The organism is Aquamicrobium ahrensii (genome assembly GCF_040545755.1).
Classification (GTDB): Bacteria; Pseudomonadota; Alphaproteobacteria; order Rhizobiales; family Rhizobiaceae; genus Mesorhizobium; species Mesorhizobium ahrensii.
Genome location: NZ_JBEPMN010000001.1, coordinates 85,265 through 110,037 on the forward strand (window position 1 = coordinate 85,265; position 24,773 = coordinate 110,037).

At 61.3% G+C, this 24,773-nt stretch carries 35 protein-coding genes; 33 read left to right on the forward strand and 2 right to left on the reverse strand.

The genetic code is table 11. The features are described from left to right. Positions 1 to 11 precede the first annotated feature (11 nt). The 29 genes from fusA to rplQ all read left to right on the forward strand — a co-directional run bounded on the left by fusA (position 12) and on the right by rplQ (position 17,937). Complete coding sequence (fusA, locus tag ABID44_RS00400) at positions 12 to 2,102, forward strand: elongation factor G (RefSeq protein WP_354149714.1); 2,091 nt, start codon at positions 12 to 14, stop codon at positions 2,100 to 2,102. 66 nt (positions 2,103 to 2,168) lie between these two features. Further along, positions 2,169 to 3,344, forward strand: coding sequence for an elongation factor Tu (gene tuf, locus ABID44_RS00405; RefSeq protein ID WP_354149700.1), 1,176 nt, complete (start codon positions 2,169 to 2,171; stop codon positions 3,342 to 3,344). Positions 3,345 to 3,410: 66 nt separating this feature from the next. After that, complete coding sequence (gene rpsJ / locus ABID44_RS00410; RefSeq protein WP_006205468.1) at positions 3,411 to 3,719, forward strand: 30S ribosomal protein S10; 309 nt, start codon at positions 3,411 to 3,413, stop codon at positions 3,717 to 3,719. A 58-nt stretch (positions 3,720 to 3,777) separates the two neighbouring features. Next, positions 3,778 to 4,503 carry a 50S ribosomal protein L3 gene (gene rplC, locus ABID44_RS00415; protein WP_354149715.1) on the forward strand — a complete coding sequence of 242 codons (726 nt, stop codon included), beginning with the start codon at positions 3,778 to 3,780 and terminating at the stop codon, positions 4,501 to 4,503. Next, on the forward strand, positions 4,503 to 5,123 hold the full coding sequence (rplD, locus tag ABID44_RS00420; protein ID WP_354149716.1) for a 50S ribosomal protein L4: 621 nt from the start codon (positions 4,503 to 4,505) through the stop codon (positions 5,121 to 5,123). Before rplC ends, rplD begins: the two co-directional genes overlap by 1 nt. Beyond that, the gene (locus tag ABID44_RS00425; RefSeq protein ID WP_183829753.1) at positions 5,120 to 5,413 is read left to right on the forward strand and encodes a 50S ribosomal protein L23; all 294 of its coding nucleotides are present in this window, start codon (positions 5,120 to 5,122) and stop codon (positions 5,411 to 5,413) included. The genes rplD and ABID44_RS00425 overlap by 4 nt, the downstream gene beginning before the upstream one ends. Positions 5,414 to 5,435: 22 nt before the next feature. Further along, positions 5,436 to 6,269 (forward strand): 50S ribosomal protein L2, encoded by an 834-nt coding sequence (gene rplB / locus ABID44_RS00430; protein ID WP_354149717.1) that lies wholly within the window; start codon positions 5,436 to 5,438, stop codon positions 6,267 to 6,269. Between the two features lie 15 nt (positions 6,270 to 6,284). After that, on the forward strand, positions 6,285 to 6,563 hold the full coding sequence (rpsS, locus tag ABID44_RS00435) for a 30S ribosomal protein S19 (RefSeq protein WP_354149718.1): 279 nt from the start codon (positions 6,285 to 6,287) through the stop codon (positions 6,561 to 6,563). A 2-nt stretch (positions 6,564 to 6,565) separates the two neighbouring features. Beyond that, complete coding sequence (rplV, locus tag ABID44_RS00440) at positions 6,566 to 6,955, forward strand: 50S ribosomal protein L22 (protein WP_354149719.1); 390 nt, start codon at positions 6,566 to 6,568, stop codon at positions 6,953 to 6,955. Continuing rightward, positions 6,955 to 7,671 carry a 30S ribosomal protein S3 gene (gene rpsC / locus ABID44_RS00445; protein WP_354149720.1) on the forward strand — a complete coding sequence of 239 codons (717 nt, stop codon included), beginning with the start codon at positions 6,955 to 6,957 and terminating at the stop codon, positions 7,669 to 7,671. Before rplV ends, rpsC begins: the two co-directional genes overlap by 1 nt. Before the next feature lie 25 nt (positions 7,672 to 7,696). Next, positions 7,697 to 8,110 carry a 50S ribosomal protein L16 gene (gene rplP / locus ABID44_RS00450; RefSeq protein ID WP_183829768.1) on the forward strand — a complete coding sequence of 138 codons (414 nt, stop codon included), beginning with the start codon at positions 7,697 to 7,699 and terminating at the stop codon, positions 8,108 to 8,110. A gap of 12 nt (positions 8,111 to 8,122) precedes the next feature. Next, a complete protein-coding gene (gene rpmC / locus ABID44_RS00455; protein ID WP_354149721.1) occupies positions 8,123 to 8,323 on the forward strand; it encodes a 50S ribosomal protein L29 in 201 nt (66 codons plus the stop codon). Between the two features lie 11 nt (positions 8,324 to 8,334). After that, a complete protein-coding gene (gene rpsQ / locus ABID44_RS00460; RefSeq protein ID WP_354149722.1) occupies positions 8,335 to 8,574 on the forward strand; it encodes a 30S ribosomal protein S17 in 240 nt (79 codons plus the stop codon). 77 nt (positions 8,575 to 8,651) lie between these two features. Beyond that, positions 8,652 to 9,020 carry a 50S ribosomal protein L14 gene (gene rplN / locus ABID44_RS00465; protein ID WP_024924768.1) on the forward strand — a complete coding sequence of 123 codons (369 nt, stop codon included), beginning with the start codon at positions 8,652 to 8,654 and terminating at the stop codon, positions 9,018 to 9,020. 12 nt (positions 9,021 to 9,032) lie between these two features. Then, positions 9,033 to 9,347, forward strand: a complete 315-nt coding sequence (gene rplX / locus ABID44_RS00470; RefSeq protein ID WP_354149723.1) for a 50S ribosomal protein L24 — start codon at positions 9,033 to 9,035, stop codon at positions 9,345 to 9,347. Then, a complete protein-coding gene (rplE, locus tag ABID44_RS00475) occupies positions 9,340 to 9,912 on the forward strand; it encodes a 50S ribosomal protein L5 (RefSeq protein ID WP_354149724.1) in 573 nt (190 codons plus the stop codon). Before rplX ends, rplE begins: the two co-directional genes overlap by 8 nt. Positions 9,913 to 9,938: 26 nt before the next feature. Further along, the gene (gene rpsN, locus ABID44_RS00480) at positions 9,939 to 10,244 is read left to right on the forward strand and encodes a 30S ribosomal protein S14 (RefSeq protein ID WP_354149725.1); all 306 of its coding nucleotides are present in this window, start codon (positions 9,939 to 9,941) and stop codon (positions 10,242 to 10,244) included. A gap of 12 nt (positions 10,245 to 10,256) precedes the next feature. Then, on the forward strand, positions 10,257 to 10,655 hold the full coding sequence (gene rpsH, locus ABID44_RS00485) for a 30S ribosomal protein S8 (protein WP_354149726.1): 399 nt from the start codon (positions 10,257 to 10,259) through the stop codon (positions 10,653 to 10,655). Positions 10,656 to 10,746: 91 nt separating this feature from the next. Next, complete coding sequence (rplF, locus tag ABID44_RS00490; protein ID WP_354149727.1) at positions 10,747 to 11,280, forward strand: 50S ribosomal protein L6; 534 nt, start codon at positions 10,747 to 10,749, stop codon at positions 11,278 to 11,280. An 87-nt stretch (positions 11,281 to 11,367) separates the two neighbouring features. Beyond that, complete coding sequence (gene rplR / locus ABID44_RS00495) at positions 11,368 to 11,727, forward strand: 50S ribosomal protein L18 (RefSeq protein ID WP_354149728.1); 360 nt, start codon at positions 11,368 to 11,370, stop codon at positions 11,725 to 11,727. 148 nt (positions 11,728 to 11,875) lie between these two features. Next, the gene (gene rpsE / locus ABID44_RS00500) at positions 11,876 to 12,445 is read left to right on the forward strand and encodes a 30S ribosomal protein S5 (RefSeq protein WP_354149729.1); all 570 of its coding nucleotides are present in this window, start codon (positions 11,876 to 11,878) and stop codon (positions 12,443 to 12,445) included. A 25-nt stretch (positions 12,446 to 12,470) separates the two neighbouring features. Continuing rightward, complete coding sequence (gene rpmD, locus ABID44_RS00505) at positions 12,471 to 12,668, forward strand: 50S ribosomal protein L30 (protein ID WP_354149730.1); 198 nt, start codon at positions 12,471 to 12,473, stop codon at positions 12,666 to 12,668. A gap of 22 nt (positions 12,669 to 12,690) precedes the next feature. Then, positions 12,691 to 13,164 (forward strand): 50S ribosomal protein L15, encoded by a 474-nt coding sequence (gene rplO / locus ABID44_RS00510; RefSeq protein WP_354149731.1) that lies wholly within the window; start codon positions 12,691 to 12,693, stop codon positions 13,162 to 13,164. 128 nt (positions 13,165 to 13,292) lie between these two features. Then, positions 13,293 to 14,633 carry a preprotein translocase subunit SecY gene (gene secY, locus ABID44_RS00515; RefSeq protein WP_354149732.1) on the forward strand — a complete coding sequence of 447 codons (1,341 nt, stop codon included), beginning with the start codon at positions 13,293 to 13,295 and terminating at the stop codon, positions 14,631 to 14,633. Next, positions 14,630 to 15,220 carry an adenylate kinase gene (locus tag ABID44_RS00520; protein WP_354149733.1) on the forward strand — a complete coding sequence of 197 codons (591 nt, stop codon included), beginning with the start codon at positions 14,630 to 14,632 and terminating at the stop codon, positions 15,218 to 15,220. Before secY ends, ABID44_RS00520 begins: the two co-directional genes overlap by 4 nt. A 191-nt stretch (positions 15,221 to 15,411) precedes the next feature. Then, positions 15,412 to 15,780, forward strand: coding sequence for a 30S ribosomal protein S13 (gene rpsM / locus ABID44_RS00525; RefSeq protein WP_315919990.1), 369 nt, complete (start codon positions 15,412 to 15,414; stop codon positions 15,778 to 15,780). A gap of 121 nt (positions 15,781 to 15,901) precedes the next feature. Continuing rightward, positions 15,902 to 16,291 (forward strand): 30S ribosomal protein S11, encoded by a 390-nt coding sequence (rpsK, locus tag ABID44_RS00530; protein WP_018427863.1) that lies wholly within the window; start codon positions 15,902 to 15,904, stop codon positions 16,289 to 16,291. A 100-nt stretch (positions 16,292 to 16,391) separates the two neighbouring features. Then, positions 16,392 to 17,402, forward strand: coding sequence for a DNA-directed RNA polymerase subunit alpha (locus ABID44_RS00535; RefSeq protein WP_354149734.1), 1,011 nt, complete (start codon positions 16,392 to 16,394; stop codon positions 17,400 to 17,402). 106 nt (positions 17,403 to 17,508) lie between these two features. After that, complete coding sequence (rplQ, locus tag ABID44_RS00540) at positions 17,509 to 17,937, forward strand: 50S ribosomal protein L17 (RefSeq protein WP_354149735.1); 429 nt, start codon at positions 17,509 to 17,511, stop codon at positions 17,935 to 17,937. Between the two features lie 72 nt (positions 17,938 to 18,009). Here the strand turns inward: rplQ and msrQ are convergent, their stop codons facing one another. Together msrQ and msrP are read right to left on the reverse strand one after the other, a co-directional pair. Further along, complete coding sequence (gene msrQ / locus ABID44_RS00545; RefSeq protein WP_354149736.1) at positions 18,010 to 18,660, reverse strand: protein-methionine-sulfoxide reductase heme-binding subunit MsrQ; 651 nt, start codon at positions 18,658 to 18,660, stop codon at positions 18,010 to 18,012. After that, positions 18,660 to 19,601, reverse strand: a complete 942-nt coding sequence (msrP, locus tag ABID44_RS00550) for a protein-methionine-sulfoxide reductase catalytic subunit MsrP (protein ID WP_354149737.1) — start codon at positions 19,599 to 19,601, stop codon at positions 18,660 to 18,662. Before msrP ends, msrQ begins: the two co-directional genes overlap by 1 nt. Before the next feature lie 276 nt (positions 19,602 to 19,877). Between msrP and ABID44_RS00555 the strand changes: the two genes are divergently transcribed. From ABID44_RS00555 to ABID44_RS00570, 4 genes are all read left to right on the forward strand, one after another. Beyond that, on the forward strand, positions 19,878 to 21,365 hold the full coding sequence (locus tag ABID44_RS00555) for a DegQ family serine endoprotease (RefSeq protein WP_354149738.1): 1,488 nt from the start codon (positions 19,878 to 19,880) through the stop codon (positions 21,363 to 21,365). Positions 21,366 to 21,375: 10 nt separating this feature from the next. Further along, on the forward strand, positions 21,376 to 22,683 hold the full coding sequence (locus tag ABID44_RS00560; RefSeq protein WP_354149739.1) for a replication-associated recombination protein A: 1,308 nt from the start codon (positions 21,376 to 21,378) through the stop codon (positions 22,681 to 22,683). 84 nt (positions 22,684 to 22,767) lie between these two features. Next, positions 22,768 to 23,754: an RluA family pseudouridine synthase gene (locus ABID44_RS00565; RefSeq protein WP_354149740.1), complete on the forward strand. Its 987-nt coding sequence runs from the start codon at positions 22,768 to 22,770 to the stop codon at positions 23,752 to 23,754. 75 nt (positions 23,755 to 23,829) lie between these two features. Further along, complete coding sequence (locus ABID44_RS00570; RefSeq protein WP_354149741.1) at positions 23,830 to 24,615, forward strand: ATP12 family chaperone protein; 786 nt, start codon at positions 23,830 to 23,832, stop codon at positions 24,613 to 24,615. The last annotated feature ends 158 nt before the right edge of the window (positions 24,616 to 24,773 follow it).

Below are 24,773 nucleotides of genomic sequence, written 5' to 3' on the forward strand. Positions count from 1 at the left end.
AGGCACCTCCCATGGCCCGCGAATTTCCCATCCACGACTATCGTAACTTCGGCATCATGGCTCACATCGATGCTGGCAAGACGACCACGACCGAGCGTATCCTTTATTACACGGGCAAGAACCACAAGATGGGCGAGACGCACGATGGCGCCTCGACCATGGACTGGATGGAGCAGGAGCAGGAGCGCGGCATCACGATCACGTCCGCCGCCACCACCACGTCCTGGAAGGGTCGTGACGGCAAGGACCTCCGCTTCAATATCATCGACACCCCCGGCCACGTCGACTTCACCATTGAGGTCGAGCGCTCGCTTCGCGTGCTTGACGGCGCTATTACGCTGCTCGATTCCAATGCAGGCGTTGAGCCGCAGACCGAAACCGTGTGGCGTCAGGCCGAGAAATATCATGTTCCGCGCATGATCTTCTGCAACAAGATGGACAAGATCGGCGCCGACTTCTACCGGTGCCTGGAGATGATCAAGTCGCGCCTCGGCGCCGTCCCGCTCGCCATGCAGCTGCCGATCGGCGCTGAGAGCGACTTCAAGGGCGTCATCGACCTGCTGGAGATGAAGGCTCTCGTCTGGCATGACGAGGCGCTTGGCGCTCAGTGGGATGTTGTCGACATTCCGGCGGACCTTCAGGCGAAGGCCGAAGAATATCGCGAGAAGCTCATCGAGACCGCCGTCGAGATGGATGACGACGCGATGAACGCGTATCTCGAAGGCAACATCCCGTCGGTTGACGAGCTGCGCGCGCTGATCCGCAAGGGCACCATCGAGGTGAAGTTCCATCCCGTGTTCTGCGGCACCGCCTTCAAGAACAAGGGTGTCCAGCCTCTGCTCGACGCTGTTGTCGATTTTCTGCCGGCCCCGGACGAAATTCCGGCCATCAAGGGCATTGACGCCAAGACGGAAGCCGAGATCGTTCGTCACTCCACCGACGAAGAGCCGCTTTCGATGCTGGCGTTCAAGATCATGAACGATCCCTTTGTCGGCTCTCTGACCTTCGCTCGCATCTACTCGGGCAAGATCAGCAAGGGCATGTCGGTTGAAAACACCGTCAAGGGCAAGAAGGAGCGCATCGGCCGCATGCTGCAGATGCATTCCAATTCGCGCTCTGATGTTGACGAGGCTTTCGCCGGGGACATCATTGCCCTCGCCGGCCTGAAGGAAACCGGCACCGGCGACACGCTTTGCGACCCGCTGGCTCCTGTTATCCTGGAGCGCATGGACTTCCCCGAGCCGGTCATCCAGATCGCCATCGAGCCGAAGACCAAGGGTGACCAGGAAAAGATGGGTCTTGCCCTTCATCGCCTGGCGGCCGAGGATCCGTCCTTCCGCGTCAAGACCGACGAGGAAAGCGGACAGACCATTATCGCCGGCATGGGCGAGCTTCATCTCGACATCATCGTCGATCGCATGAGGCGCGAGTTCAAGGTCGAGGCCAATGTCGGCGCTCCGCAGGTGGCTTATCGCGAGACGATTACCCGCTCGCACGAGCAGGACTACACGCACAAGAAGCAGACCGGCGGCACCGGCCAGTTCGCCCGCGTGAAGGTCGTGTTCGAGCCCAACACCGAGAGCGAGGACTACCAGTTCGACTCCAAGATCGTCGGCGGCGCCGTGCCGAAGGAATACATCCCCGGCGTGCAGAAGGGCATCGAGAGCGTCATGTCGTCCGGCCCGTTCGCCGGCTTCCCGATGATCGGCGTCAAGGCGACGCTCATCGACGGCGCTTACCATGATGTCGACTCGTCCGTTCTCGCGTTCGAAATCGCCTCGCGCGCCTGCTTCCGTGAAGCGGCTCCGAAGCTCGGCGTGCAGCTGCTCGAGCCGGTCATGAAAGTCGAGGTTGTTACGCCGGAAGAATATGTCGGCAACATCATCGGCGACCTGAACAGCCGTCGCGGTCAGATCCAGGGGCAGGAAGCGCGCGGCATCGCCGTTGTGATCAACGCCATGGTGCCGCTGGCGAACATGTTCAAGTATGTCGACACCCTCCGCTCGATGTCTCAGGGCCGCGCCCAGTACACCATGCAGTTCGACCACTACGAAGCGGTTCCGACCGCCGTGGCGCAGGAAGTGCAGAAGAAATACGCGTAATCCCACACGGGTTGCATTGTAACTTAATTCAACGCCCCGGTGGGCAAGCAGGAATGGAGAACTCACATGGCAAAAGGTAAATTCGAGCGCAATAAGCCTCATGTGAACATTGGCACGATTGGTCACGTTGACCATGGCAAGACGTCGACGACGGCTGCGATCACGAAGTTTTTTGGTGATTTCCGCGCTTACGACCAGATTGACAACGCTCCGGAGGAGAAGGCGCGCGGCATCACGATTGCGACGTCGCATGTTGAGTATGAGACGGAAGCGCGCCACTACGCGCATGTCGACTGCCCCGGCCACGCGGACTATGTGAAGAACATGATCACGGGCGCTGCGCAGATGGACGGCGCGATCCTGGTTGTTTCGGCGGCTGACGGCCCGATGCCGCAGACGCGCGAGCACATTCTTCTGGCGCGTCAGGTTGGCGTTCCGGCGATTGTCGTGTTTCTGAACAAGGTCGACCAGGTTGACGATCCGGAGCTTCTCGAGCTGGTGGAGCTTGAGGTTCGCGAGCTTCTGTCGGCTTACGAGTTCCCGGGCGACGACATTCCGATCATCCCCGGTTCGGCTCTCGCCGCGCTTGAGGATTCCAGCAAGGAGCTTGGCGAGGACGCGATCCGCAAGCTGATGGCTGCGGTTGACGAGTACATCCCGACGCCGGAGCGTCCGATCGACCAGCCGTTCCTGATGCCGATCGAGGACGTGTTCTCGATTTCGGGCCGCGGCACGGTTGTGACCGGTCGCGTGGAGCGCGGCATCGTCAAGGTTGGCGAGGAGCTTGAGATTGTCGGCATCCGTCCGACGACGAAGACGACCTGCACGGGTGTGGAGATGTTCCGCAAGCTGCTCGACCAGGGTCAGGCCGGCGACAACATCGGCGCGCTGCTGCGCGGCGTTGACCGTGAGGGCGTGGAGCGCGGCCAGGTTCTGGCCAAGCCCGGTTCTGTGAAGCCGCACAAGAAGTTCAAGGCCGAGGCCTACATTCTGACGAAGGAGGAGGGTGGCCGTCACACGCCGTTCTTCACCAACTACCGTCCGCAGTTCTACTTCCGCACGACGGACGTGACGGGCATCGTGACGCTGCCGGAGGGCACCGAGATGGTGATGCCAGGCGACAACATCACGGTTGACGTGGAACTGATCGTGCCGATCGCCATGGAAGAGCGCCTGCGCTTCGCTATCCGCGAAGGCGGCCGCACCGTCGGCGCCGGCATCGTCGCCGAAATCGTCGAATAAGAACAAACAATCGATCTGTCGCGGGCGGGGAAACGCCCGCGCCGCGCCAGAACAAGGAATAGACGAATGAACGGACAGAATATCCGCATACGCCTGAAAGCGTTTGACCATCGCGTGCTCGATGCTTCGACGCGTGAGATCGTTTCGACGGCCAAGCGCACCGGCGCCAACGTCCGCGGCCCGATCCCGCTGCCGACCCGTATCGAGAAGTTCACGGTCAACCGTTCGCCGCATGTGGACAAGAAGAGCCGCGAGCAGTTCGAGATGCGCACCCACAAGCGCCTTCTCGATATCGTGGACCCGACCCCCCAGACGGTCGACGCGCTGATGAAGCTCGACCTGGCCGCTGGTGTGGACGTCGAAATCAAGCTCTGAGAGCTGAAACATGAGCTCCCAGGGGCAACCCGGAGCTCCTCTGAAGGAAAATGAACCGATGCGTTCAGGTGTAATTGCACAGAAGCTGGGAATGACCCGCATCTACAACGATGCCGGCGAGCATGTCCCCGTTACGGTTCTCCGCATGGAGAGCTGCCAGGTCGTCGCGCAGCGCACGCAGGAGAAGAACGGCTATACGGCCGTGCAGCTCGGCGTCGGGCTTGCCAAGGTCAAGAACACGTCGAAGGCGATGCGCGGCCATTTCGCCGCCGCTTCCGTGGAGCCCAAGGCCCGTCTGGCCGAGTTTCGCGTTTCCGACGACAACCTGCTTGATATCGGTGTCGAGATCACCGCCGATCACTTCGTCCCCGGCCAGAAGGTGGACGTGACCGGCACCTCGACCGGTAAGGGTTTCCAGGGCGTCATGAAGCGCCACAACTTCGGCGGCGGTCGCGCCTCGCACGGTAACTCGGTGTCGCACCGCTCCCACGGCTCGACCGGCCAGCGCCAGGACCCCGGCAAGGTGTTCAAGGGCAAGAAGATGGCTGGCCACATGGGTGCTACCCGGGTGACGACGCAGAACGTCGAGGTCGTTTCGACCGATGTCGAGCGTGGCCTGATCCTGATCCGTGGCGCCGTTCCCGGCACCAAGGGAGCCTGGATCCTGGTTCGCGACGCCGTGAAGGCGGCTTTGCCTGAGAATGCTCCGAAGCCGGCCGCTTTCCGCGCCGCTGCCAAGGCTGCAGTGAAGAACGAAGCTCCGGCCAATGAGGGAGCGGAATAATGGACATCAACATCAAAACGCTCGCCGGCAAGGATGCCGGCAAGGTCGAACTCTCCGACGAGATTTTCGGTCTTGACCCGCGCGAGGACATCCTGCAGCGCGTCGTGCGCTGGCAGCTTGCCAAGAAGCAGCAGGGCACCCATCAGGCGAAGGGCCGCGCTGACATCGCCCGCACCGGCGCCAAGATGTACAAGCAGAAGGGCACGGGCCGCGCCCGTCACTCTTCGGCGCGCGCTCCGCAGTTCCGCGGCGGTGGCAAGGCCCATGGCCCGGTCACTCGCAGCCACGAGCACGATCTTCCCAAGAAGGTTCGTGCTCTGGGCCTCAGGCACGCCCTGTCGGCGAAGGCCAAGACGTCGTCGATCATCATCGTCGACGAGCTGAAGCTGGAAGAAGCCAAGACCAAGTCGCTGGTCGCGAGCCTGAAGTCGCTCGGCCTGACCAATGCTCTGGTGATTGGCGGTGCGGAGCTGGACGCCAACTTCAAGTTGGCCGCCACCAACATTCCGAACATCGACGTGCTGCCGGTTCAGGGCATCAACGTCTACGACATTCTGCGCCGCGGCACGCTGGTCCTTTCCAAGGCCGCCGTCGAGGCTCTCGAGGAGCGCTTCAAATGACCGACCTTCGTCACTACGACGTGATCGTCTCGCCGGCGATCACCGAAAAGTCGACCATGGCATCCGAGCAGAACCAGGTCGTGTTCAACGTCGCCAAGAAGGCGACGAAGCCCGAGATCAAGGCTGCTGTCGAGGCGCTGTTCGGCGTCAAGGTGTCGGCCGTGAACACGCTTGTCCGCAAGGGCAAGGTCAAGCGCTTCCGCGGCACGATTGGCCGCCAGGGCGACGTCAAGAAGGCGGTCGTGACCCTGGTCGACGGTCACTCGATCGACGTCGCGACGGGCCTGTGAGCGAAGCGGCGAGGATAAGAAAATGGCATTGAAGCATTATAATCCGATCACGCCGGGCACGCGCCAGCTGGTCATCGTGGACCGCTCGGGCCTGCACAAGGGCAAGCCTGTCAAGGGGTTGACCGAAGGTCTCAGCAAGTCCGGCGGCCGCAACAACGCCGGTCGCATCACCGCCCGTTTCATCGGCGGCGGACACAAGCGCACCTATCGCCTCATCGACTTCAAGCGTCGCAAGCTCGACGTCGTGGGCACGGTCGAGCGGCTGGAGTACGACCCGAACCGTACCGCCTTCATCGCTCTGGTGAAGTACGAGGACGGCGAGCTGAACTACATTCTGGCTCCGCAGCGTCTTGCTGCCGGCGACAAGGTTGTGGCCGGCGAGTCCGTCGACGTGAAGCCGGGCAATGCTATGCCGCTGTCGGCCATGCCGGTTGGCACCATCGTGCACAACATTGAGCTGAAGCCGGGCAAGGGCGGTCAGATCGCCCGTTCGGCCGGCGCCTATGGCCAACTCGTGGGCCGCGACCAGGGCATGGCGATCCTGCGTCTGAACTCTGGCGAGCAGCGCATCGTGCATGGCTCGTGCTTCGCAACCGTTGGCGCCGTTTCCAACCCGGAACACGCCAATATCAAGGACGGCAAGGCCGGCCGCACGCGCTGGAGAGGCAAGCGCCCTCACAACCGCGGTGTTACGATGAACCCTGTCGACCATCCGCACGGCGGTGGTGAGGGCCGCACTTCCGGCGGTCGCCATCCGGTGACCCCGTGGGGCAAGCCCACGAAGGGCAAGAAGACGCGGTCCAACAAGGCGACCGATAAGTTCATCGTGCGCTCGCGTCATCAGCGCAAGAGCTAATAAGAGGTAAGCCCTGTGACTCGTTCTGTTTGGAAAGGCCCCTTCATCGACGGCTACCTTCTGAAGAAGGCAGACAAGGTTCGTGAAGGCGGTCGCAATGAGGTGATCAAGATGTGGAGCCGTCGCTCCACCATCCTGCCGCAGTTCGTCGGCCTCACCTTCGGTGTTTACAATGGCCAGAAGCATGTTCCCGTTTCGATAAACGAAGACATGGTCGGCCATAAGTTCGGTGAATTTGCCCCGACCCGTACCTACTACGGTCACGGAGCGGACAAGAAGGCGAAGAGGAAGTAACGATGGGCAAGGCCAAAGCTCCGCGCAGGCTTGCTGACAACGAGGCGCGTGCCGTTCTGCGCACGATCCGCGTCAGCCCGCAGAAGCTCAATCTGGTTGCCGCGCTCATCCGTGGCAAGAAAGTTCAGAGTGCGCTCAACGATCTGGAATTCTCGCGCAAGCGTATTTCCGAAACCGTGAAGAAAACACTGGAATCGGCGATCGCAAACGCAGAGAACAACCACGATCTCGACGTTGATTCGCTGGTTGTCGCGGAAGCCTATGTCGGCAAGTCGATCGTCATGAAGCGTTTTCACGCCCGTGGCCGTGGTCGCGCCAGCCGCATCGAAAAGCCGTTTTCGCACCTCACGATCGTCGTTCGTGAAGTGGAAGAGAAAGGGGAGGCCGCATAATGGGCCAGAAAATCAATCCCATCGGTCTCCGCCTCGGCATCAACCGCACCTGGGATTCGCGCTGGTACGCGAACACCGGAGAGTACGGCAAGCTGCTGCACGAAGATCTGAAGATCCGTGAATACCTGGAGAAGGAGCTCAAGCAGGCCGCCATCTCCAAGGTGGTGATCGAGCGCCCGCACAAGAAGTGCCGCGTGACCATTCACGCCGCTCGTCCGGGACTGATCATCGGCAAGAAGGGCGCCGACATCGAAAAGCTTCGTAAGAAGCTGACCGAGATGACCCAGTCGGAAACTCACCTCAACATCGTCGAGGTGCGCAAGCCCGAAACCGACGCGACGCTTGTTGCGCAGTCCATCGCGCAGCAGCTCGAGCGCCGCATCGCCTTCCGTCGCGCCATGAAGCGCGCCGTCCAGTCGGCCATGCGTCTTGGCGCTGAAGGCATTCGCATCAACTGCTCCGGTCGTCTTGGCGGCGCTGAAATCGCGCGCATGGAGTGGTATCGCGAAGGTCGCGTTCCGCTGCATACGCTGCGCGCCGACGTGGACTACGGCACCGCCGAAGCCCAGACCGCCTACGGCATCTGTGGCGTCAAGGTTTGGGTGTTCAAGGGCGAAATCCTTGAGCATGACCCGATGGCGTCCGAGCGTCGTGCGACCGAAGGCGAGGCCAATACCGGCGATCGTGGCGGCCACCGTCGTCGCGAAAACGCCTGATAATTGAGAATTTGGAGCAAGTAAGATGCTGCAGCCAAAGCGCACAAAGTTCCGCAAGCAGTTCAAGGGCCGTATCCACGGCACCGCCAAGGGCGGCACCGATCTGAATTTCGGTGGTTTCGGACTGAAGGCGCTGGAGCCAAACCGCGTCACCGCGCGTGAGATCGAGGCGGCCCGCCGTGCGATCACTCGTGAAATGAAGCGCGCCGGCCGCGTGTGGATCCGTATTTTCCCGGATCTGCCCGTGACGAGCAAGCCTACCGAAGTCCGTATGGGCAAGGGCAAGGGCTCGGTCGACTACTGGGCCTGCAGGGTCAAGCCGGGTCGCGTCATGTTCGAGATCGACGGCGTTCCGGAAGATGTCGCGCGTGAGGCGCTGCGTCTGGGCGCCGCCAAGCTTTCGGTGCGCACGCGCTTCGTGCAGCGCATCGCTGAATAAGGAAGAGCAGAGATGAAAGCTTCAGATATCCGCTCGAAGACGCAGGATCAGCTCTCTGACGAACTGGTTTCCCTGAAGAAGGAGCAGTTCAACCTGCGCTTCCAGAAGGCCACCGGCCAGCTTGAGAAGACCGCCCGCGTCAAGCAGGTCCGCAAGGACATCGCGCGCATCAAGACCATTGCTGCGGAAAAAGCCGCGGCCAAGAAGGCATAAGGAAAAAAACCATGCCGAAGCGTATTCTGCAGGGCGTCGTCGTCAGCGACAAGAACGACAAGACCGTCGTCGTGAAGGTGGAGCGCCGCTTCACCCATCCGGTGATGAAGAAGGTCGTGCGCATGTCGAAGAAGTACAAGGCGCATGATGAGAACAACACCCACAAGGTTGGCGACAATGTCCTGATCCAGGAATCGGCGCCGATCTCGAAAGACAAGCGCTGGGTCGTCGTGGCCCAGGACCAGGCTTGATTGGGCGTTTAGCGAATTTTTGGACAGACCGGGGAGGGCAGGGCCTCTCCCAATAGAGAAGAAAAAGGCGGCCAGTCATGATTCAGATGCAAACAAACCTCGACGTGGCGGATAATTCCGGCGCCCGTCGTGTCATGTGCATCAAGGTGCTGGGCGGCTCGAAGCGGAAATACGCCTCTGTTGGCGACATCATTGTGGTGTCGATCAAGGAAGCCATTCCGCGCGGGCGCGTCAAGAAGGGCGATGTGATGAAGGCGGTCGTGGTTCGCACGGCCAAGGACATCCGCCGTCCCGACGGCAGCGTGATTCGGTTCGACAAGAACGCAGCGGTTCTGGTCGACAATAAGAAAGAGCCGGTAGGCACGCGTATCTTCGGACCGGTTCCGCGCGAGCTTCGCGCGAAGAACCACATGAAGATCATTTCGCTCGCGCCTGAAGTGCTGTAAGGAGCCGCAACCATGCAGAAAATCCGTAAAGGCGACAAGGTTGTCGTTCTGGCCGGCAAGGACAAGGGCCGCTCCGGCGAGGTCCTCTCCGTGCAGCCGAAGGAAGACACCGCCATCGTGGGTGGCGTGAACCTCATCCGCCGTCACCAGAGGCAGAGCCAGTCTCAGGAAGGCGGCATCATCACCAAGGAAGCGCCGATTCACCTGTCGAATCTCGCGCTGGCCGATCCCAAGGATGGAAAGCCGACCCGTGTCGGCATTCGCGTCGAGCAGGACGGCAAGAAAGTGCGCTTCGCCAAGCGCTCGGGAGAAACGATCAATGGCTAAGGCAGCACAGGCAGAAGCCAAGAACACGCCGCGCCTGAAGAAGGTCTATAACGAGACCATTCGCAAGGCGCTGCTGGAGCAGTTCAACTACTCCAACGAAATGCAGGTTCCGCGTATCGAGAAGATCGTGTTGAACATGGGTGTTGGCGAAGCGACCGCGGATTCCAAGAAGCCGTCCGTCGCAGCCGAGGACCTCGCGCTGATCACCGGCCAGAAGGCTGTCGTCACCCGCGCGCGCAAGTCGATCGCCGGCTTCAAGGTTCGCGAGCAGATGCCGATCGGTGCGAAGGTGACCCTGCGCAACGAGAAGATGTATGAGTTCCTGGACCGTCTCGTGAACATCGCGCTGCCGCGCGTTCGCGACTTCCGGGGCCTCAACGCAAAGAGCTTTGACGGTCGTGGCAACTTCGCCATGGGCCTCAAGGAGCACATCGTGTTCCCCGAGATCAATTACGACAAGGTTGATCAGATGTGGGGCATGGACATCATCGTTTGTACGACTGCGAAGACGGACGACGAAGCCCGGGCGCTGCTCAAGGCTTTCAACTTCCCCTTCCGCCAGTAACGGCAGCGAGCAAAGGAAAATCTGAAATGGCAAAGACCAGCTCAGTCGAGAAGAATAACCGGCGCCGCCAGCTTGTCCAGCAGTACGCCGCGAAGCGCAAGGCGCTTAAGGACATCGTTATGGATCAGTCGCTGCCGCTTGAGGAGCGCTTTCGCGCCCAGCTCAAGCTGTCGGCCCTGCCGCGCAATTCGGCGAAGGTCCGTATCCGCAACCGCTGCGAAGTCACCGGCAGGCCGCGCGCCTTCTATCGCAAGCTTAAGCTTTCGCGTGTCGCGCTGCGCGATCTGGGTAACACGGGCAAGATCCCGGGCCTGGTCAAGTCGAGCTGGTAAGGAGTAGACGAGATGTCCCTGAGCGATCCTCTCGGCGATATGCTGACCCGTATTCGCAACGCCTACGGCCGCAAGAAGAGCAGCGTTTCCACGCCGGCTTCCCGTTTGCGCGCCCGCGTCCTCGACGTGCTGAAGTCTGAAGGTTACATCCGCGACTACAGCCAGACCGATTTCGATAACGGCAAGTCCGAGATCGAGATCGAGCTGAAATATTTCGACGGCGCCCCTGTGGTACGCGAGATTTCCCGCGTTTCGAAGCCCGGCCGCCGCGTGTATGTTTCGGCCAGGTCGATCCCGCAGGTTGCCAATGGTCTCGGCATCGCCATTCTTTCCACCCCGAAGGGCGTTATGGCTGACCATGAGGCTCGTGAGCAGAATGTCGGCGGAGAAGTTCTCTGCCAGGTTTTCTGATCCGGTAACCGTTCCTGATAGGAATTGCCGGTGAGGTTCTCGACAATCTCCCGGCAGGACCTGAAACAAGAAGAGTGACGAGGACAACACCATGTCTCGTATTGGTAAAAGGCCGTTGGCCGTTCCGCAGGGCGTGACCGCCACCGTAGACGGCCAGACCGTCACGGCGAAAGGCCCCAAGGGCGAACTTAAGTTCGTCGTCAATGACGAGGTTCTGATCAAGCTGGACAATGGCGAGATCAGCGTCGAGCCGCGCGACGAGTCCAAGGATGCACGCTCGAAGTGGGGCATGTCCCGCTCGCAGATCGAGAACATCCTGATCGGCGTCAAGGATGGTTTCGAACGCAAGCTGGAAATCCAGGGCGTCGGTTACCGCGCCGCGATGCAGGGCAAGAACATCCAGCTTTCGCTGGGTTTCTCCCACGAGGTGGTCTATGAGGCTCCGGAAGGCATCACCCTTGCCTGCCCGAAGCCCACCGAGATCAGTGTGACGGGCATCGACAAGCAGAAGGTCGGCCAGGTGGCCGCCGAAATCCGCGAATACCGCCAGCCGGAGCCCTATAAGGGCAAGGGCGTGCGTTATGCGGGCGAAAAGGTCTTCCGCAAGGAAGGCAAGAAGAAGTAAGAACGTCAACGCCACGGGAAGAAGCCGCGGGAGACATTCCGGTCTACCGCATATGGCGACTCCCGTTTTTCAAGGCAGGAACTGCATATGGCCAATAAGGAAACCACCCAGCGCCGCGCCGCGCGCGTCCGTCGTCAGCTCAAGGCTGTCGCCAACGGTCGTCCGCGCCTTTCGGTTCACCGCACCTCCAAGAACATTTATGTTCAGGTGATCGATGACGCGCAGGGCCGCACGCTGGCCGCCGCGTCGACTCTTGAAAAGGAGTTCAAGGCTTCGAAGAAGACCGGAGCCGACGCGGCCGCCGCAGCTGAAGTCGGCAAGCTGATCGCCGAACGCGCTGTCAAGGCCGGCGTAAAGGAAGTGGTGTTCGACCGCGGCGCCTATATCTATCACGGCCGGATCAAGGCGCTGGCCGAAGCCGCCCGTGAAGGTGGTCTGAGCTTCTAGGAACGGTTTCGGAAAGTCGGCGACAAAAAGTTGCTGACTTTTTCGTTCGGATCGTTCACAGGAGACGTGATTTTCGCCGCCGGCATCCCCAAAGCGGGCTGCCGGCATTCATCAATCCGTGCTTCCGGAAAAGAATAAGGATCAGGATATGGCACAGGAACGTAGGGAAGGCGGCCGCGATCGCAATCGTGACCGCGAAGAGCGCGACGACGGCATTGTCGACAAGCTCGTTCATATCAATCGCGTCGCCAAGGTGGTGAAGGGCGGCCGTCGCTTCGGCTTCGCTGCTCTCGTCGTCGTCGGCGATCAGAAGGGCCGCGTCGGCTTCGGTCATGGCAAGGCGCGCGAAGTGCCGGAAGCGATCCGCAAGGCCACCGAGTCCGCCAAGCGCGACATGATCTTCGTGCCGTTGCGTTCGGGCCGCACGCTGCATCACGACGTGGAAGGCCGTCACGGAGCTGGTCGCGTTCTGCTGCGCACCGCCAAGCAGGGTACCGGTATCATCGCCGGCGGTCCGATGCGCGCCGTGTTCGAAACGCTCGGCATGCACGACGTCGTCGCCAAGTCGATGGGCTCGTCGAACCCCTACAACATGATTCGCGCCACCTTCGATGCGCTCAAGAGGCAGATGCATCCGAAGGACGTAGCCGCCGCTCGTGGCATCAAGTATTCGACCCTCCAGGCTCGTCGCGGCACCGCCGTGGCCGCCGAGGAATAGTCGGCGCTGACGAGGGACCATGATCATGGCAAAGAAAGCTACCAAGACCGTCACTGTTGAGCAGATCGGCTCGCCGATCCGCCGCCCGAAGGAACAGCGCGCAACGCTGGTCGGCCTCGGCCTCAACAAGATGCACAAGCAGCGTACTCTGGAAGACACGCCTTCCGTGCGCGGCATGATCGCTTCCGTCTCGCATCTCGTCCGCATTGTGGACGAGGGCTGAGCGACAGCGCAGGAGACTGGACATGAAACTCAACGAACTGCGTGATAACGAAGGCGCAACGCCCTCGAAGAAGCGCGTGGGCCGTGGTATCGGCTCGGGTCTGGGCAAGACCGGTGGCCGCGGCGTGAAGGGTCAGACCTCGCGTTCCGGCGTCGCCCTCAATGGCTTCGAAGGCGGCCAGATGCCGATTTATCGGCGTCTGCCCAAGCGCGGCTTCAAGAACATCTTCGCCAAGAGCTACAACGCCGTGTCGCTGGCCCGCATCCAGACCGCTATCGACGCCGGCAAGCTCGACGCCAAGGAGGCCGTGACTGCTGAGGCTCTGGTCAAGGCCGGCGTGGTGCGTCGCGTCAAGGACGGCGTGCGCATCCTGTCCGACGGCGAACTGAAGGCGAAGGTTTCCTTCGACGTTGCCGGCGCTTCCAAGGCCGCGATCGAGAAGATTGAAAAGGCTGGCGGCTCGATCAAGCTGCCGGAAGTCGCTTCGGCGGAATAATACCGGATTTATGGAGCGGCCGCGTCAATGCGGCCGCTTGCATCTTGGCCGCGCCGGGCCTATCTCGGGTCTTCGGTGATACGCGCCGCCCGAAGCGGGCCCCCGCGTCGTCCAGCGGAGAAATTTGCATGGCTTCGGCTGCTGAACAACTGGCGTCCAATCTCAATTTTGCGGCCTTTGCCAAGGCCGAGGATCTCAAGAAGCGCATCTGGTTCACGCTCGGTGCGCTCTTTGTGTATCGACTTGGCACCTATATTCCCCTGCCGGGAATCAATCCCGACGCTTTTGCGCAGGCTTTCCAGCAGCAGAGCGGCGGCGTTCTGGGCATGTTCAACATGTTCGCCGGCGGTGCGGTCGAGCGCATGGCGATCTTTGCGCTGGGCATCATGCCTTACATTTCCGCCTCGATCATCATGCAGTTGATGACGTCGGTCATCCCCACGCTCGAAGCCCTGAAGAAGGAAGGCGAGCAGGGGCGCAAGATCATCAACCAGTACACCCGCTACGGCACGGTGCTGCTTGCTCTGGTCCAGTCATACGGCATCGCCGTGGGCTTGCAGGGCGGCAACAACATCGTGACGAATCCGGGCTTGTTCTTCCAGATTTCCACGGTCATCACGCTGACTGGCGGCACCATGTTCCTGATGTGGCTGGGTGAGCAGATCACCGCGCGCGGCATCGGCAACGGTATCTCTCTGATCATCTTCGCCGGTATTGTCGCCGGCATGCCTGCCGCCATCAGCGGGACGCTGGAACTGAGCCGTACGGGGGCGCTGTCTACGGGCCTCGTGCTCGCCATCATGGTGCTGGCCGTCGTGGTTATTGCGATCATCGTTTTCGTCGAGCGCGCGCAGCGCCGGCTGCTGATCCAGTACCCGAAGCGTCAGGTCGGCAACCGGATGTTCCAGGGCGACACCTCGCACCTGCCGCTGAAACTCAACACGGCCGGCGTCATTCCGCCAATCTTCGCGTCGTCGCTGCTGTTGCTGCCGGCTACGCTCGCAGGCTTTTCGAACACGCAGAACCTGCCGTCCTGGGCGTCAAGCATCTTGACGGCGCTGGGGCACGGTCAGCCGATCTACATGTTCCTGTACGGCGCGATGATCGTGTTCTTCGCCTTCTTCTACACGGCTATCGTGTTCAATCCCAAGGATACCGCAGACCAGCTCAAGAAGCATTCCGGCTTCATCCCTGGCTATCGCCCCGGCGAGCGCACCGCGGAATATATCGACTACGTGCTCACCCGTATCACCGTGGTCGGCGCCGTCTATCTGGTCGCCGTCTGTCTTCTGCCGGAATATCTGATTGCGGCGACGGGCGTTCCATTCTACCTCGGCGGCACCTCGCTGCTGATCGTTGTCAGTGTGACGCTTGATACGGTCGCGCAAATTCAGGGTCATCTGATCGCGCACCAGTACGAGGGATTGATCAAGAAGTCGAAGCTGCGTGGAGGAAAGAGGGGACGATGAGGCTTATACTGCTGGGCCCGCCGGGTGCGGGCAAGGGGACCCAGGCTCAGAAGCTTGTAAGCAAATACGGCATTCCGCAGCTTTCCACCGGGGATATGCTGCGTGCCGCCGTGGCCGCGCAGACGCCGGTCGGCCAGCAGGCCAAGGCAATCATGGATGCGGGCGAACTCGTTTCCGACGCGATCGTCAATGCGATCGTCGCGGAGCGTATCGATCAGCCGGATTGCGCCAGGGGGTTTATCCTCGATGGTTATCCGCGCACGCTGGCGCAGGCTGATTCGGTTGAGGCGATGCTAAAGAAACGCGGACTCCGGCTGGACGCCGTGATCGAGCTGGTTGTCGATGACCGTGCGCTTGTCGGCCGCATCGTCAGGCGCGCCGAAGAAGCGAAGGCGGCTGGACAGCCGGTGCGCAAGGACGACAATCCGGAAGTGTTCGAGGAGCGTCTGCGCGAATACTACAAGAAGACAGCTCCGCTGATCGGCTACTACCATGCCAAGGGCATGCTCAAGGGTGTTGATGGTATGGCTTCCATGGAGGAAGTCACCGCGCAGATTGAAGCCTTGCTCCCGGAGACGGTTGGCTGAAACCTTTCACCTTCACTTGACGGCGGCGGTCATGTGGAGTATGGCGACCCCTCATTCCCACAAGGCGTGAGGTGGGCGTGCCGATTTGGCGTGCTTGCTGGATTTTGAAGAAACACCCGCAGGGGCCGGCCTCCACCGGACGCGGGTAAATGCAACAGCGCCGGCATGGCCGGCCCACATGGAGAACGAAGATGGCTCGTATAGCCGGCGTTAATATTCCGACCAACAAGCGCGTGGTCATCGCGCTGCAGTACATTCACGGCATCGGCAAGAAGTTTGCCCAGGAAATCGTCGACAAGGTCGGTATTCCGGCTGAGCGTCGCGTCAACCAACTCACCGACGCCGAAGTGCTGGCGATCCGCGAGGCCATCGATCGTGACTATCAGGTCGAGGGCGATCTGCGTCGCGAAGTTTCGATGAACATCAAGCGCCTGATGGATCTTGGCTGCTATCGCGGCCTGCGCCATCGCCGTTCGCTGCCGGTTCGCGGTCAGCGCACGCACACCAATGCGCGCACCCGCAAGGGGCCCGCAAAGGCGATCGCCGGCAAGAAGAAGTAATTTTGGGAATTTGCAGGGCAGGGCGGCGCAGCTCTTACGTCGCCTTGCAGCTTAACTGCACGTTTCCCAAGGTGTAGCCGCTGGCATTACGGCGGTGTCGAGATCAACTGAAAGGAAAAACATGGCCAAGGAAGCCGCTCGCGTTCGTCGCCGCGAACGTAAAAACATTTCGTCGGGTGTCGCCCACGTCAACTCGACCTTCAACAACACCATGATCACCATTTCCGACGCGCAGGGCAATGCGATTGCCTGGTCGTCGGCTGGCGCCCAGGGTTTCAAGGGGTCGCGCAAGTCGACCCCGTTCGCCGCCCAGATGGCTGCCGAGGACGCTGCCAAGAAGGCGCAGGAGCATGGCATGCGCACCCTCGAGGTCGAGGTTTGCGGTCCAGGTTCCGGTCGTGAATCGGCGCTGCGCGCTCTGCAGGCCGCCGGCTTCACCATCACCTCGATTCGTGATGTTACGCCGATCCCGCACAATGGCTGCCGCCCGCGCAAGAAGCGTCGCGTCTGACATTTCATTTCTCGCCGCTTGAGCGCCCACGGGCGCTTTCGCGGTTTTCCAGGTCGCCCGCCACGATTGGATGGTGGTGGGGAAACGGAAGGAAAGCAATATGATCCAGAAAAACTGGCAGGAACTGATCAAGCCGAACAAGGTCGAGTTCTCGTCAAAGAACAAGACGGTGACCACGCTCGTCGCCGAGCCTCTGGAGCGCGGTTTCGGCCTTACGCTTGGCAACGCCCTGCGTCGTGTTCTGCTGTCGTCGCTTCGCGGCGCAGCTGTTACGGCTGTGCAGATCGATGGCGTTCTGCACGAGTTCTCGTCGATCGCCGGCGTTCGCGAGGACGTTACCGACATCGTCCTCAACATCAAGGAAATCGCCATCAAGATGGAAGGCGATGGTCCCAAGCGCATGGTCGTTCGCAAGCAGGGGCCGGGTGCGGTGCTTGCCGGCGACATCCAGACCGTGGGCGACGTCGAGATCCTGAACCCCGACCACGTGATCTGCACCCTCGACGAGGGCGCGGAGATCCGCATGGAGTTCACGGTCGACACCGGCAAGGGCTACGTGCCTGCCGAGCGCAACCGCGCCGAAGACGCGCCGATCGGTCTCATTCCGGTCGACAGCCTTTATTCGCCGGTCAAGAAGGTCTCGTACAAGGTCGAGAACACCCGCCACGGCGAGGAGCTCGACAAGGACAAGCTCACGATGACCATCGAGACCGACGGTTCGGTCACGGGCGAGGACGCGGTGGCTTTCGCCGCCCGTATCCTGCAGGACCAGCTTGCGCTGTTCGTCAACTTCGAGGAGCCGCAGAAGGAAGCCGCCGCCGAACAGGTGACGGAACTCGCCTTCAATCCGGCGCTCTTGAAGAAGGTGGACGAGCTGGAGCTGTCGGTCCGTTCGGCCAACTGCCTGAAGAACGACAACATCGTTTATATCGGCGACCTCATCCAGAAGACCGAGGCGGAAATGCTCCGTACTCCGAATTTTGGCCGCAAGTCGCTGAACGAGATCAAGGAAGTTCTGGCTTCCATGGGTCTGCACCTCGGTATGGAGGTTCAGGACTGGCCGCCGGAAAACATCGAAGATCTCGCCAAGCGTTACGAAGACCAATACTGAACGTGAATAGAGCATGGTGCCAAGGACCGGCCCGTTCGGTCCGACGGCCATGCGGAAAATCATCGGAGGCCGTGGCCTCCTGAATAGCTAAAGAAGGAAAAGAGCCATGCGCCACGGTTTCAAAGGCCGCCGTTTCTCCCGCAGTGCAAGCCACCGCAAGGCGATGTTCGCCAACCTCGCGGTTTCGCTCATCGAGCATGAGCAGATCGTCACCACCCTGCCGAAGGCGAAGGACCTGCGTCCGATCGTCGAGAAGCTCGTCACCCTCGGCAAGCGCGGCGATCTGCATGCCCGCCGTCAGGTGATCGCGCAGATCGGCAATGAGGACGTCGTCAAGCGTCTGTTCGACACCATCGCTCCGCGCTACGCCACCCGCAACGGCGGCTATCTTCGCATCATGAAGGCTGGTTTCCGCCGTGGCGACAACGCGCCGCTGGCTGTCATCGAGTTCGTGGACCGCGATACTTCGGCAAAGGGCGCCGCCGACCGTGCCCGTCTGGAAGCCGAGGGCGTGGAAGAGTCCGAAGCCGCCTGATCCTGCGGGCAGGCTGAAACGTTCAGTTTCATCGGAAAGGCCGGGAGAGCAATCTTCCGGCCTTTCGCTTTTTCAAATCCGTTCGATGGTGACGCGCTGTCTTGCGCGGGCTGTCCGTTTGCGGCGGTTGAAGTAGGGCCGCAGCGGTCGCCAAAGGAGAAGCAGGGCAATTGCTGCGATGTATGTCCATTGTTGCGGTCCGACCACTTTCACCGACATGGCGTAATGCAGCACACCGGCTGCGGCTATTATGTAGACGAGCCGGTGCAGCTTCGCCCAGCGTCCGCCCAGCTTGCGGATCGACCAGTTATTCGACGTCAGCGCCAGCGGAATGAGCATGGCGAATCCGGCCATTCCGATAGTGATGAAGGGACGGCGGGCGATGTCTTCGACGATGGCTGCGAAATTCAGATACTGGTCGAGCACCATATAGGCTGTGAAGTGCATCAGCACATACCAGAAGGCGAGCAGCCCCAATGCGCGCCGATACCGAAGGGCATTGACGCCGAAGAGGTCGCGCAGCGGAGTGACAGCGAGCGTCGCGATCAGGAAGCGCAGCGCCCACAGGCCGAGAAGATGCTCGAACTCCTTGACCGGGTTGCCGGGCAACCGCCCGGTGGCTCCAAGCCAGAAACCCCATGCAGCGGGTATGAGGCCGGCGAGATAGAGCATCCAGATCGAGGCTTTGCGCAAGCGCGGCGACAACGCCGGAAGTTGGGCCATCAGAAGTTGGCCTTCAGGTCCATGCCGGCATAGAGGCCGGAAACTTCCTCCTCATAGCCGTTGAAAGGCAGGGTCGGCCGCCGGTTCGCGCCGAAGAACCCACCTTCGCCGATCCGTGTTTCGCTGGCCTGGCTCCAGCGTGGATGGTCGACCTTCGGGTTGACGTTGGCGTAGAAGCCATATTCGTTGGGGGCCGTCAGGTTCCAGGTGGCCGGCGGCTGCTTTTCGACGAGTGTGATGCGTACGATCGACTTGACGCCCTTGAAGCCATATTTCCATGGCACAACGAGCCGTACCGGTGCGCCGTTCTGGTTGGGTAGTGTCTTGCCGTAGAGGCCGAGCGCCAGAATTGTAAGCGGATGGCGCGCCTCGTCCAGTCGCAGGCCTTCGACATAGGGCCAGTCAAGCGATTGGAAGAAGCCGCTCTGGCCCGGCATCTCGTCCGGTCGCACGACCGTTTCGAACGCCACATATTTCGCAGAGCCAAGCGGTTCGACCTTGTCGAGCAGGGCAGCCAGCGGGAAACCCGCCCAGGGGATCACCATCGACCACGCCTCGACGCAGCGCATCCGGTAGATTCGTTCCTCCATCTCAAATGCGAGAAGCTCTTCCAGCCCGAATTCGCGTGGCTTTGAAACCAGCCCATCGACCCTGACGGTCCAGGGCGTAGGCCGGAAATTGCCCGATTTGGCCTTTGGATCGCCCTTGCCGAGGCCGAATTCGTAGAAATTGTTATAGGCGGTCACATCGCCTTCGGGCGTCAGCTTCTCATCGGTGGAAAACGGGCTGGCCGTGGCTTCGAGCTGTCGCGCACTGGACTGTGAAGATGCACTGAAAGCAAGCAACCCGGCGGCGGCGGCAAGAAAATGCCGCCGGTTGAGAAAGACGGATTCAGGCGTAATTTCTGCTGTCGGAATCGAAGGAGGGCGGTAGGTAGACATGGCGGTCGCCTTGTTGGCGTTGTCGTTGTTGCAACCCCGACTATATAACGTTCAAGCGGCATGGTTTCGACCGCCATGAGGAACAGGGTTGACCACATTTTCGTGTGCTGCCGCCTGGCCGGCGCAAAGGACCAGCCGAAAGACGGTCGAGCGATGCTGGCATTCATGAAATCTGTTTCAGCGCCTTGAAGCGGCCGAAAAATCAGGCTTAGCAAGCCTTTCATTTTGCACAATCGTCACGACAATACGCGGCGACTATGCCCGGAGGATTCGTTCATGGCTGCCAAGCGCTTCACCATCGCCATTGTTGGCGCCCTGTCGCTGCTTCTCGCCACGCCCTTTGCGTCGCTGGCGATTTCCCAGGAGAAGAAGGAGTCGCCCGGCTTGTCCGAGGTGTTGACCGATCTGCTCCAGGGGGCAGGGGGCGAGGATACGACTGCCGGCCCTGATCGGCGGGTGCCCTTCGGCCGCGACGAAATGCAGCTTTCCTATGCGCCTCTGGTCAAACAGACTGCTCCTGCCGTGGTCAATGTCTATGCGTCGCAAACTGCGCGCGTGCGCTCGCCTTTCGATGGCGATCCGTTCTTCGAGCAGTTCTTCGGTCGCTCGATGCCGCGCTCGCAGTCTTCCCTCGGGTCCGGCGTTCTGGTCGATGAAGCCGGGTTCATCGTCACGAATTTCCACGTCATCAAGGATGCGGATGAGGTCAAGGTGGCCATGTCCGACGGTCGTGAATTCGCCAGCAAGGTCCTGCTCAAGGACGAGTCGCTCGACCTTGCGGTGCTCAGGATCGAATCCGACAAACCGTTCCCGACAATCGGCATCGGTGATTCCGATGCATTGCAGGTAGGCGATCTGGTTCTAGCCATCGGCAATCCATTCGGCGTCGGCCAGACGACCACGTCCGGCATCGTCTCGGCGCTGGCGCGCAGCCATATCGGCATTTCCGACTCCGGCTTCTTCATCCAGACGGATGCCGCCATCAATCCCGGCAATTCCGGCGGCGGGCTGATCAACATGGGTGGCCAGCTTGTAGGCATCAACACGGCGATCTACAGCCGCAGCGGCGGCTCGATCGGTATCGGCTTCGCCATCCCCTCCAATATGGTGCGCGCTTTCGTGGAGGCCGCGAAGGCCGGGCGCGATTTCTTCGAACGGCCCTATATCGGCGCGACCTTCGATGTGATCACGCCGCAGATTGCAGAGTCGCTCGGCATGGAAACGCCATATGGCGCGCTGGTTTCGGCGGTCGAGACGGACGGTCCGTCCGAACAGGCCGGATTGAAACCGGGTGATGTGGTGCTGACCTTCAATGGCGCACGTATCGAGGGGGTGGACGCTCTCGGATACCGCCTGGCGACGCAGCCGATCGGCACGCAGGCCGAGCTTGGCGTACTCAGCAAGGGCGAGGAAAAGAAGGTCGACATCGCCCTCACGCGCGCGCCGGAAGGCGCTTCCGTCACGCAGATGCAACTGCGCGGACGCAGCCCCTTCGCCGGTGCGAAAGTGGCCGATCTGTCACCGCGTCTGGCCCAGCGCCTTGGCATGAGCGCCGACACCAAGGGTGTCGCTGTGGTGGAGGTGGACCGCAATTCGCCTGCCGGCGGCTTCGGTTTGCGTCCGGGCGACATCGTGCGCGAGGTGAATGGCCAGACCATCGACAGCGCCCGCAAACTGTCTGACGCGTCGCAGCAGAACGCGCGCTGGTGGCGTTTCACCATAGAGCGCGATGGCCAGCTGATGCGTCAGGTGCTGCGCTACTGAGATCGCGGACATGGCGGACCTTTTCAGTTCGGGCAAGCAGGAAGCAGCGCCAGTGGGGCAACCCCTGGCCGACCGGCTTCGGCCGAAAAGCCTTTCCGAGGTTGTCGGACAGGAGCATCTGACCGGACCTGACGGGGCGTTGACGCGCATGATCCGCTCCGGTTCGCTGGGCTCGATGATCTTCTGGGGGCCGCCAGGAACCGGCAAGACCACCGTCGCCCGTTTGCTCGCGGGCGAAACGAGCCTCGCCTTCGAGCAGATCTCGGCCATTTTCACCGGCGTCGCGGATCTCAAGAAAGTGTTCGAGACCGCCCGCCTGCGCCGCGCCAATGGCCGCCAGACCTTGCTGTTCGTGGATGAGATCCATCGTTTCAATCGCGCCCAGCAGGACAGTTTCCTGCCGGTGATGGAGGATGGCACGGTCATTCTCGTCGGCGCCACGACCGAAAATCCGTCTTTCGAACTGAATGCGGCGCTGCTTTCCCGCGCGCGCGTGCTCACCTTTCATTCGCTCGATGAAGACAGCATCGCCAAGCTTCTGGCCCGCGCCGAACAGGCCGAAGGCAAGCCTCTGCCGCTTGACGATGGCGCCCGCGATGCGCTGGTTCACATGGCCGATGGTGACGGTCGTGCATCTCTCACTCTTTCCGAAGAGATATGGCGCGCGGCCGGGCCGGGAGAGGTGTTCGACGCCGAGGGTCTGCTCGCCGTAGTGCAGCGGCGTGCGCCGATCTATGACAAGGGTCAGGACGGCCATTACAATCTGATTTCGGCTCTGCACAAGTCGGTGCGCGGTTCCGACCCCGATGCCGCGCTCTATTATCTTTCGCGCATGTTCGATGCGGGCGAGGACCCCCTTTATATCGGGCGACGGCTGGTGCGCATGGCCGTGGAAGACATAGGTCTTGCCGATCCGCAGGCGCTCGTCATCACCAACGCGGCCAAGGACGCCTACGACTATCTCGGTTCGCCGGAAGGCGAACTGGCGTTCGCGCAGGCCTGCGTCTATCTCGCGACAGCGCCGAAATCGAATGCGGTCTACACCGCTTTCAAGGCTTCCATGCGCGCGGCGAAGGAACACGGCTCGCTGCTGCCCCCCAAGCACATCCTCAATGCGCCAACGAAGCTGATGAAAGAGGAAAGCTACGGCGCTGGTTATCGCTACGATCACGACGAGCCGGACGCTTTTTCCGGACAGGATTATTTCCCGGAGAAGATGGGGCGGCGCACGTTCTATGATCCGCCAGAACGTGGTTTCGAGCGCGAAATCCGAAAGCGTCTTGAATATTGGGCGAAGCTGCGCAAGGACCGCGGCTGACTTTACAATCTTTTCCGACCGTAACCCGGCTCGCAATGGCGGGCGCTTGGTGCTATCTCCCGGTCGGGATCAATGGACAGGCTCATGGCAGGCGTAGAACAGATAACGGTTGAGACCGGCGAAGCCGGCATGCGGCTCGACCGCTGGTTCAAGGCTCACTATCCGGGCCTCGGCTTCGGCCATCTGCAAAAGCTGCTGCGGTCTGGGCAGGTCAGGGTCAATGGCGGACGCGCCAAGGCCGATACGCGGGTCGAGCCCGGCCATGTCATCCGCATTCCACCGCTCGACGTGGACCGAAAAGCCGGCGACCAGATGACCGGCTATTCGATCCGCAATCAGGACGATGGCGATGTGCTCGCGCGCATGCTGCTGCACGAAGACCCGAAGGTCTACGTCTTCAACAAGCCGGCGGGACTGGCGGTGCAGGGCGGCTCGGGCGTGACCCGCAACGTCGACGACATGCTGGAGGCCTTGCGCAACAAGAAGGGTGAGAAACCGCGTCTCGTTCACCGGCTCGACCGGGATACGTCGGGCGTTCTCGTTGTGGCGCGCAGCCGGCTGGCGGCGATGAAGCTGTCGGAATCGTTCCGCGCCCGCGAAACAAAAAAGACCTACTGGGCGCTGGTGAAGGGCGTTCCGCCCAAGCGCGAGGACAAGATTTCCACCTGGCTCGTCAAGGAGCAGACGCCGGACGGCGACCGCATGCGGGTCGCCAGGCACGGCGAGAAGAGCGCGGATCACGCCGTCTCGTTCTACCGCGTTGTCGAACAGGCGGCGCAGTCTTTGTCCTGGCTGGAGATGGAGCCATATACGGGGCGCACGCACCAGCTTCGCGTTCATGCCGCTCACATAGGCTGCCCGATCATCGGCGACCCGAAATATTTCGAGGCCGACACCAACTGGGACTTTCCGGGCGGCATGCAGAACCGGCTGCATCTGCTTGCGCGCCGCATCGTCATTCCGCATCCCGATGGCGGCAGGATCGACGTGACCGCGCCCATGCCGCCACATATGCGTCAGAGTTGGAACCTGCTGGGCTTCGACGAACAGAGCGCCGAGGATGACGCCTGAGATTTATCTTCTGCAGATGAACGCGGCGCGAAACGACGTACGTCATGGCCATCGGGTGAAGACAGGGAGATCGATATGCGCGATATGCTGAAAGACATCGAGGAAGGCGCACATCTTTCGGACCCCGATCCGGTCCGCCGCGCGCAGATCCAGATGCGCACGCCTTTGCCGAAACGCTTCTACAGGCAGGCCGGCGTCGCGCAGGATGCAGATCGTTTCGCTGTGCGGCTTGATGGCAAGCCTGTACGCACGCCCGGCAGGAATCTGCTTTCACTTCCCACAGAGGCGGCGGCCAAGCTGATCGTCGACGAGTTCGAGGCTCAGGTGGAGGTCATCGACCCCGTGACGATGCCGGCCCTGCGATTGGCCAACACGGCGATCGATGGGGTGGCCAGCGATCCGCAAGCCGTTTTGGAGGACATTCTGCGCTTCGCCGCGTCGGATATGCTGTGCTACCGCGCCGATGGACCACAGGGCCTCATCGAGCGCCAGAATACGCATTGGGACAAGATTCTGGACTGGGCGCAGTCGGCGATCGGAGCGCGCCTGAACCTTGCCGAAGGCGTCATGCATGTCGAGCAGCCGCGGGAGTCGATTGCCGTTCTCGGGGCATGGCTGGCGCGACGCAACGATGCCTTCCGGCTCGCATCCCTGCACGTCATGACCTCGCTTACCGGATCGGCCTTGCTGGCGCTGGCGGTCGAGGCGCATGAACTTGACGCGGATGAAGCATGGCTGGCCGCCCATGTCGATGAGGATTGGCAGATCGAACATTGGGGGCAGGACGCCGAGGCCGTGGCCCGCCGTTCGCAGCGCCACCGGGATTTCAGAGCGGCGGTGAACCTGCTGCAAGCGCTCTGAACACGGAGCGGGGCAGAGCTCATTCGAGCTCGCTTTATTAGACCAAAGTCATAATTCCAAAGGATTGGTGCCGCTTTTTGCGGGTTTCTGTCACTTTTTGTGCGATGGCGCTCACTTTTTGAGTCCGCGTCCATTCGCCTTCGACGACGACAGGAGGG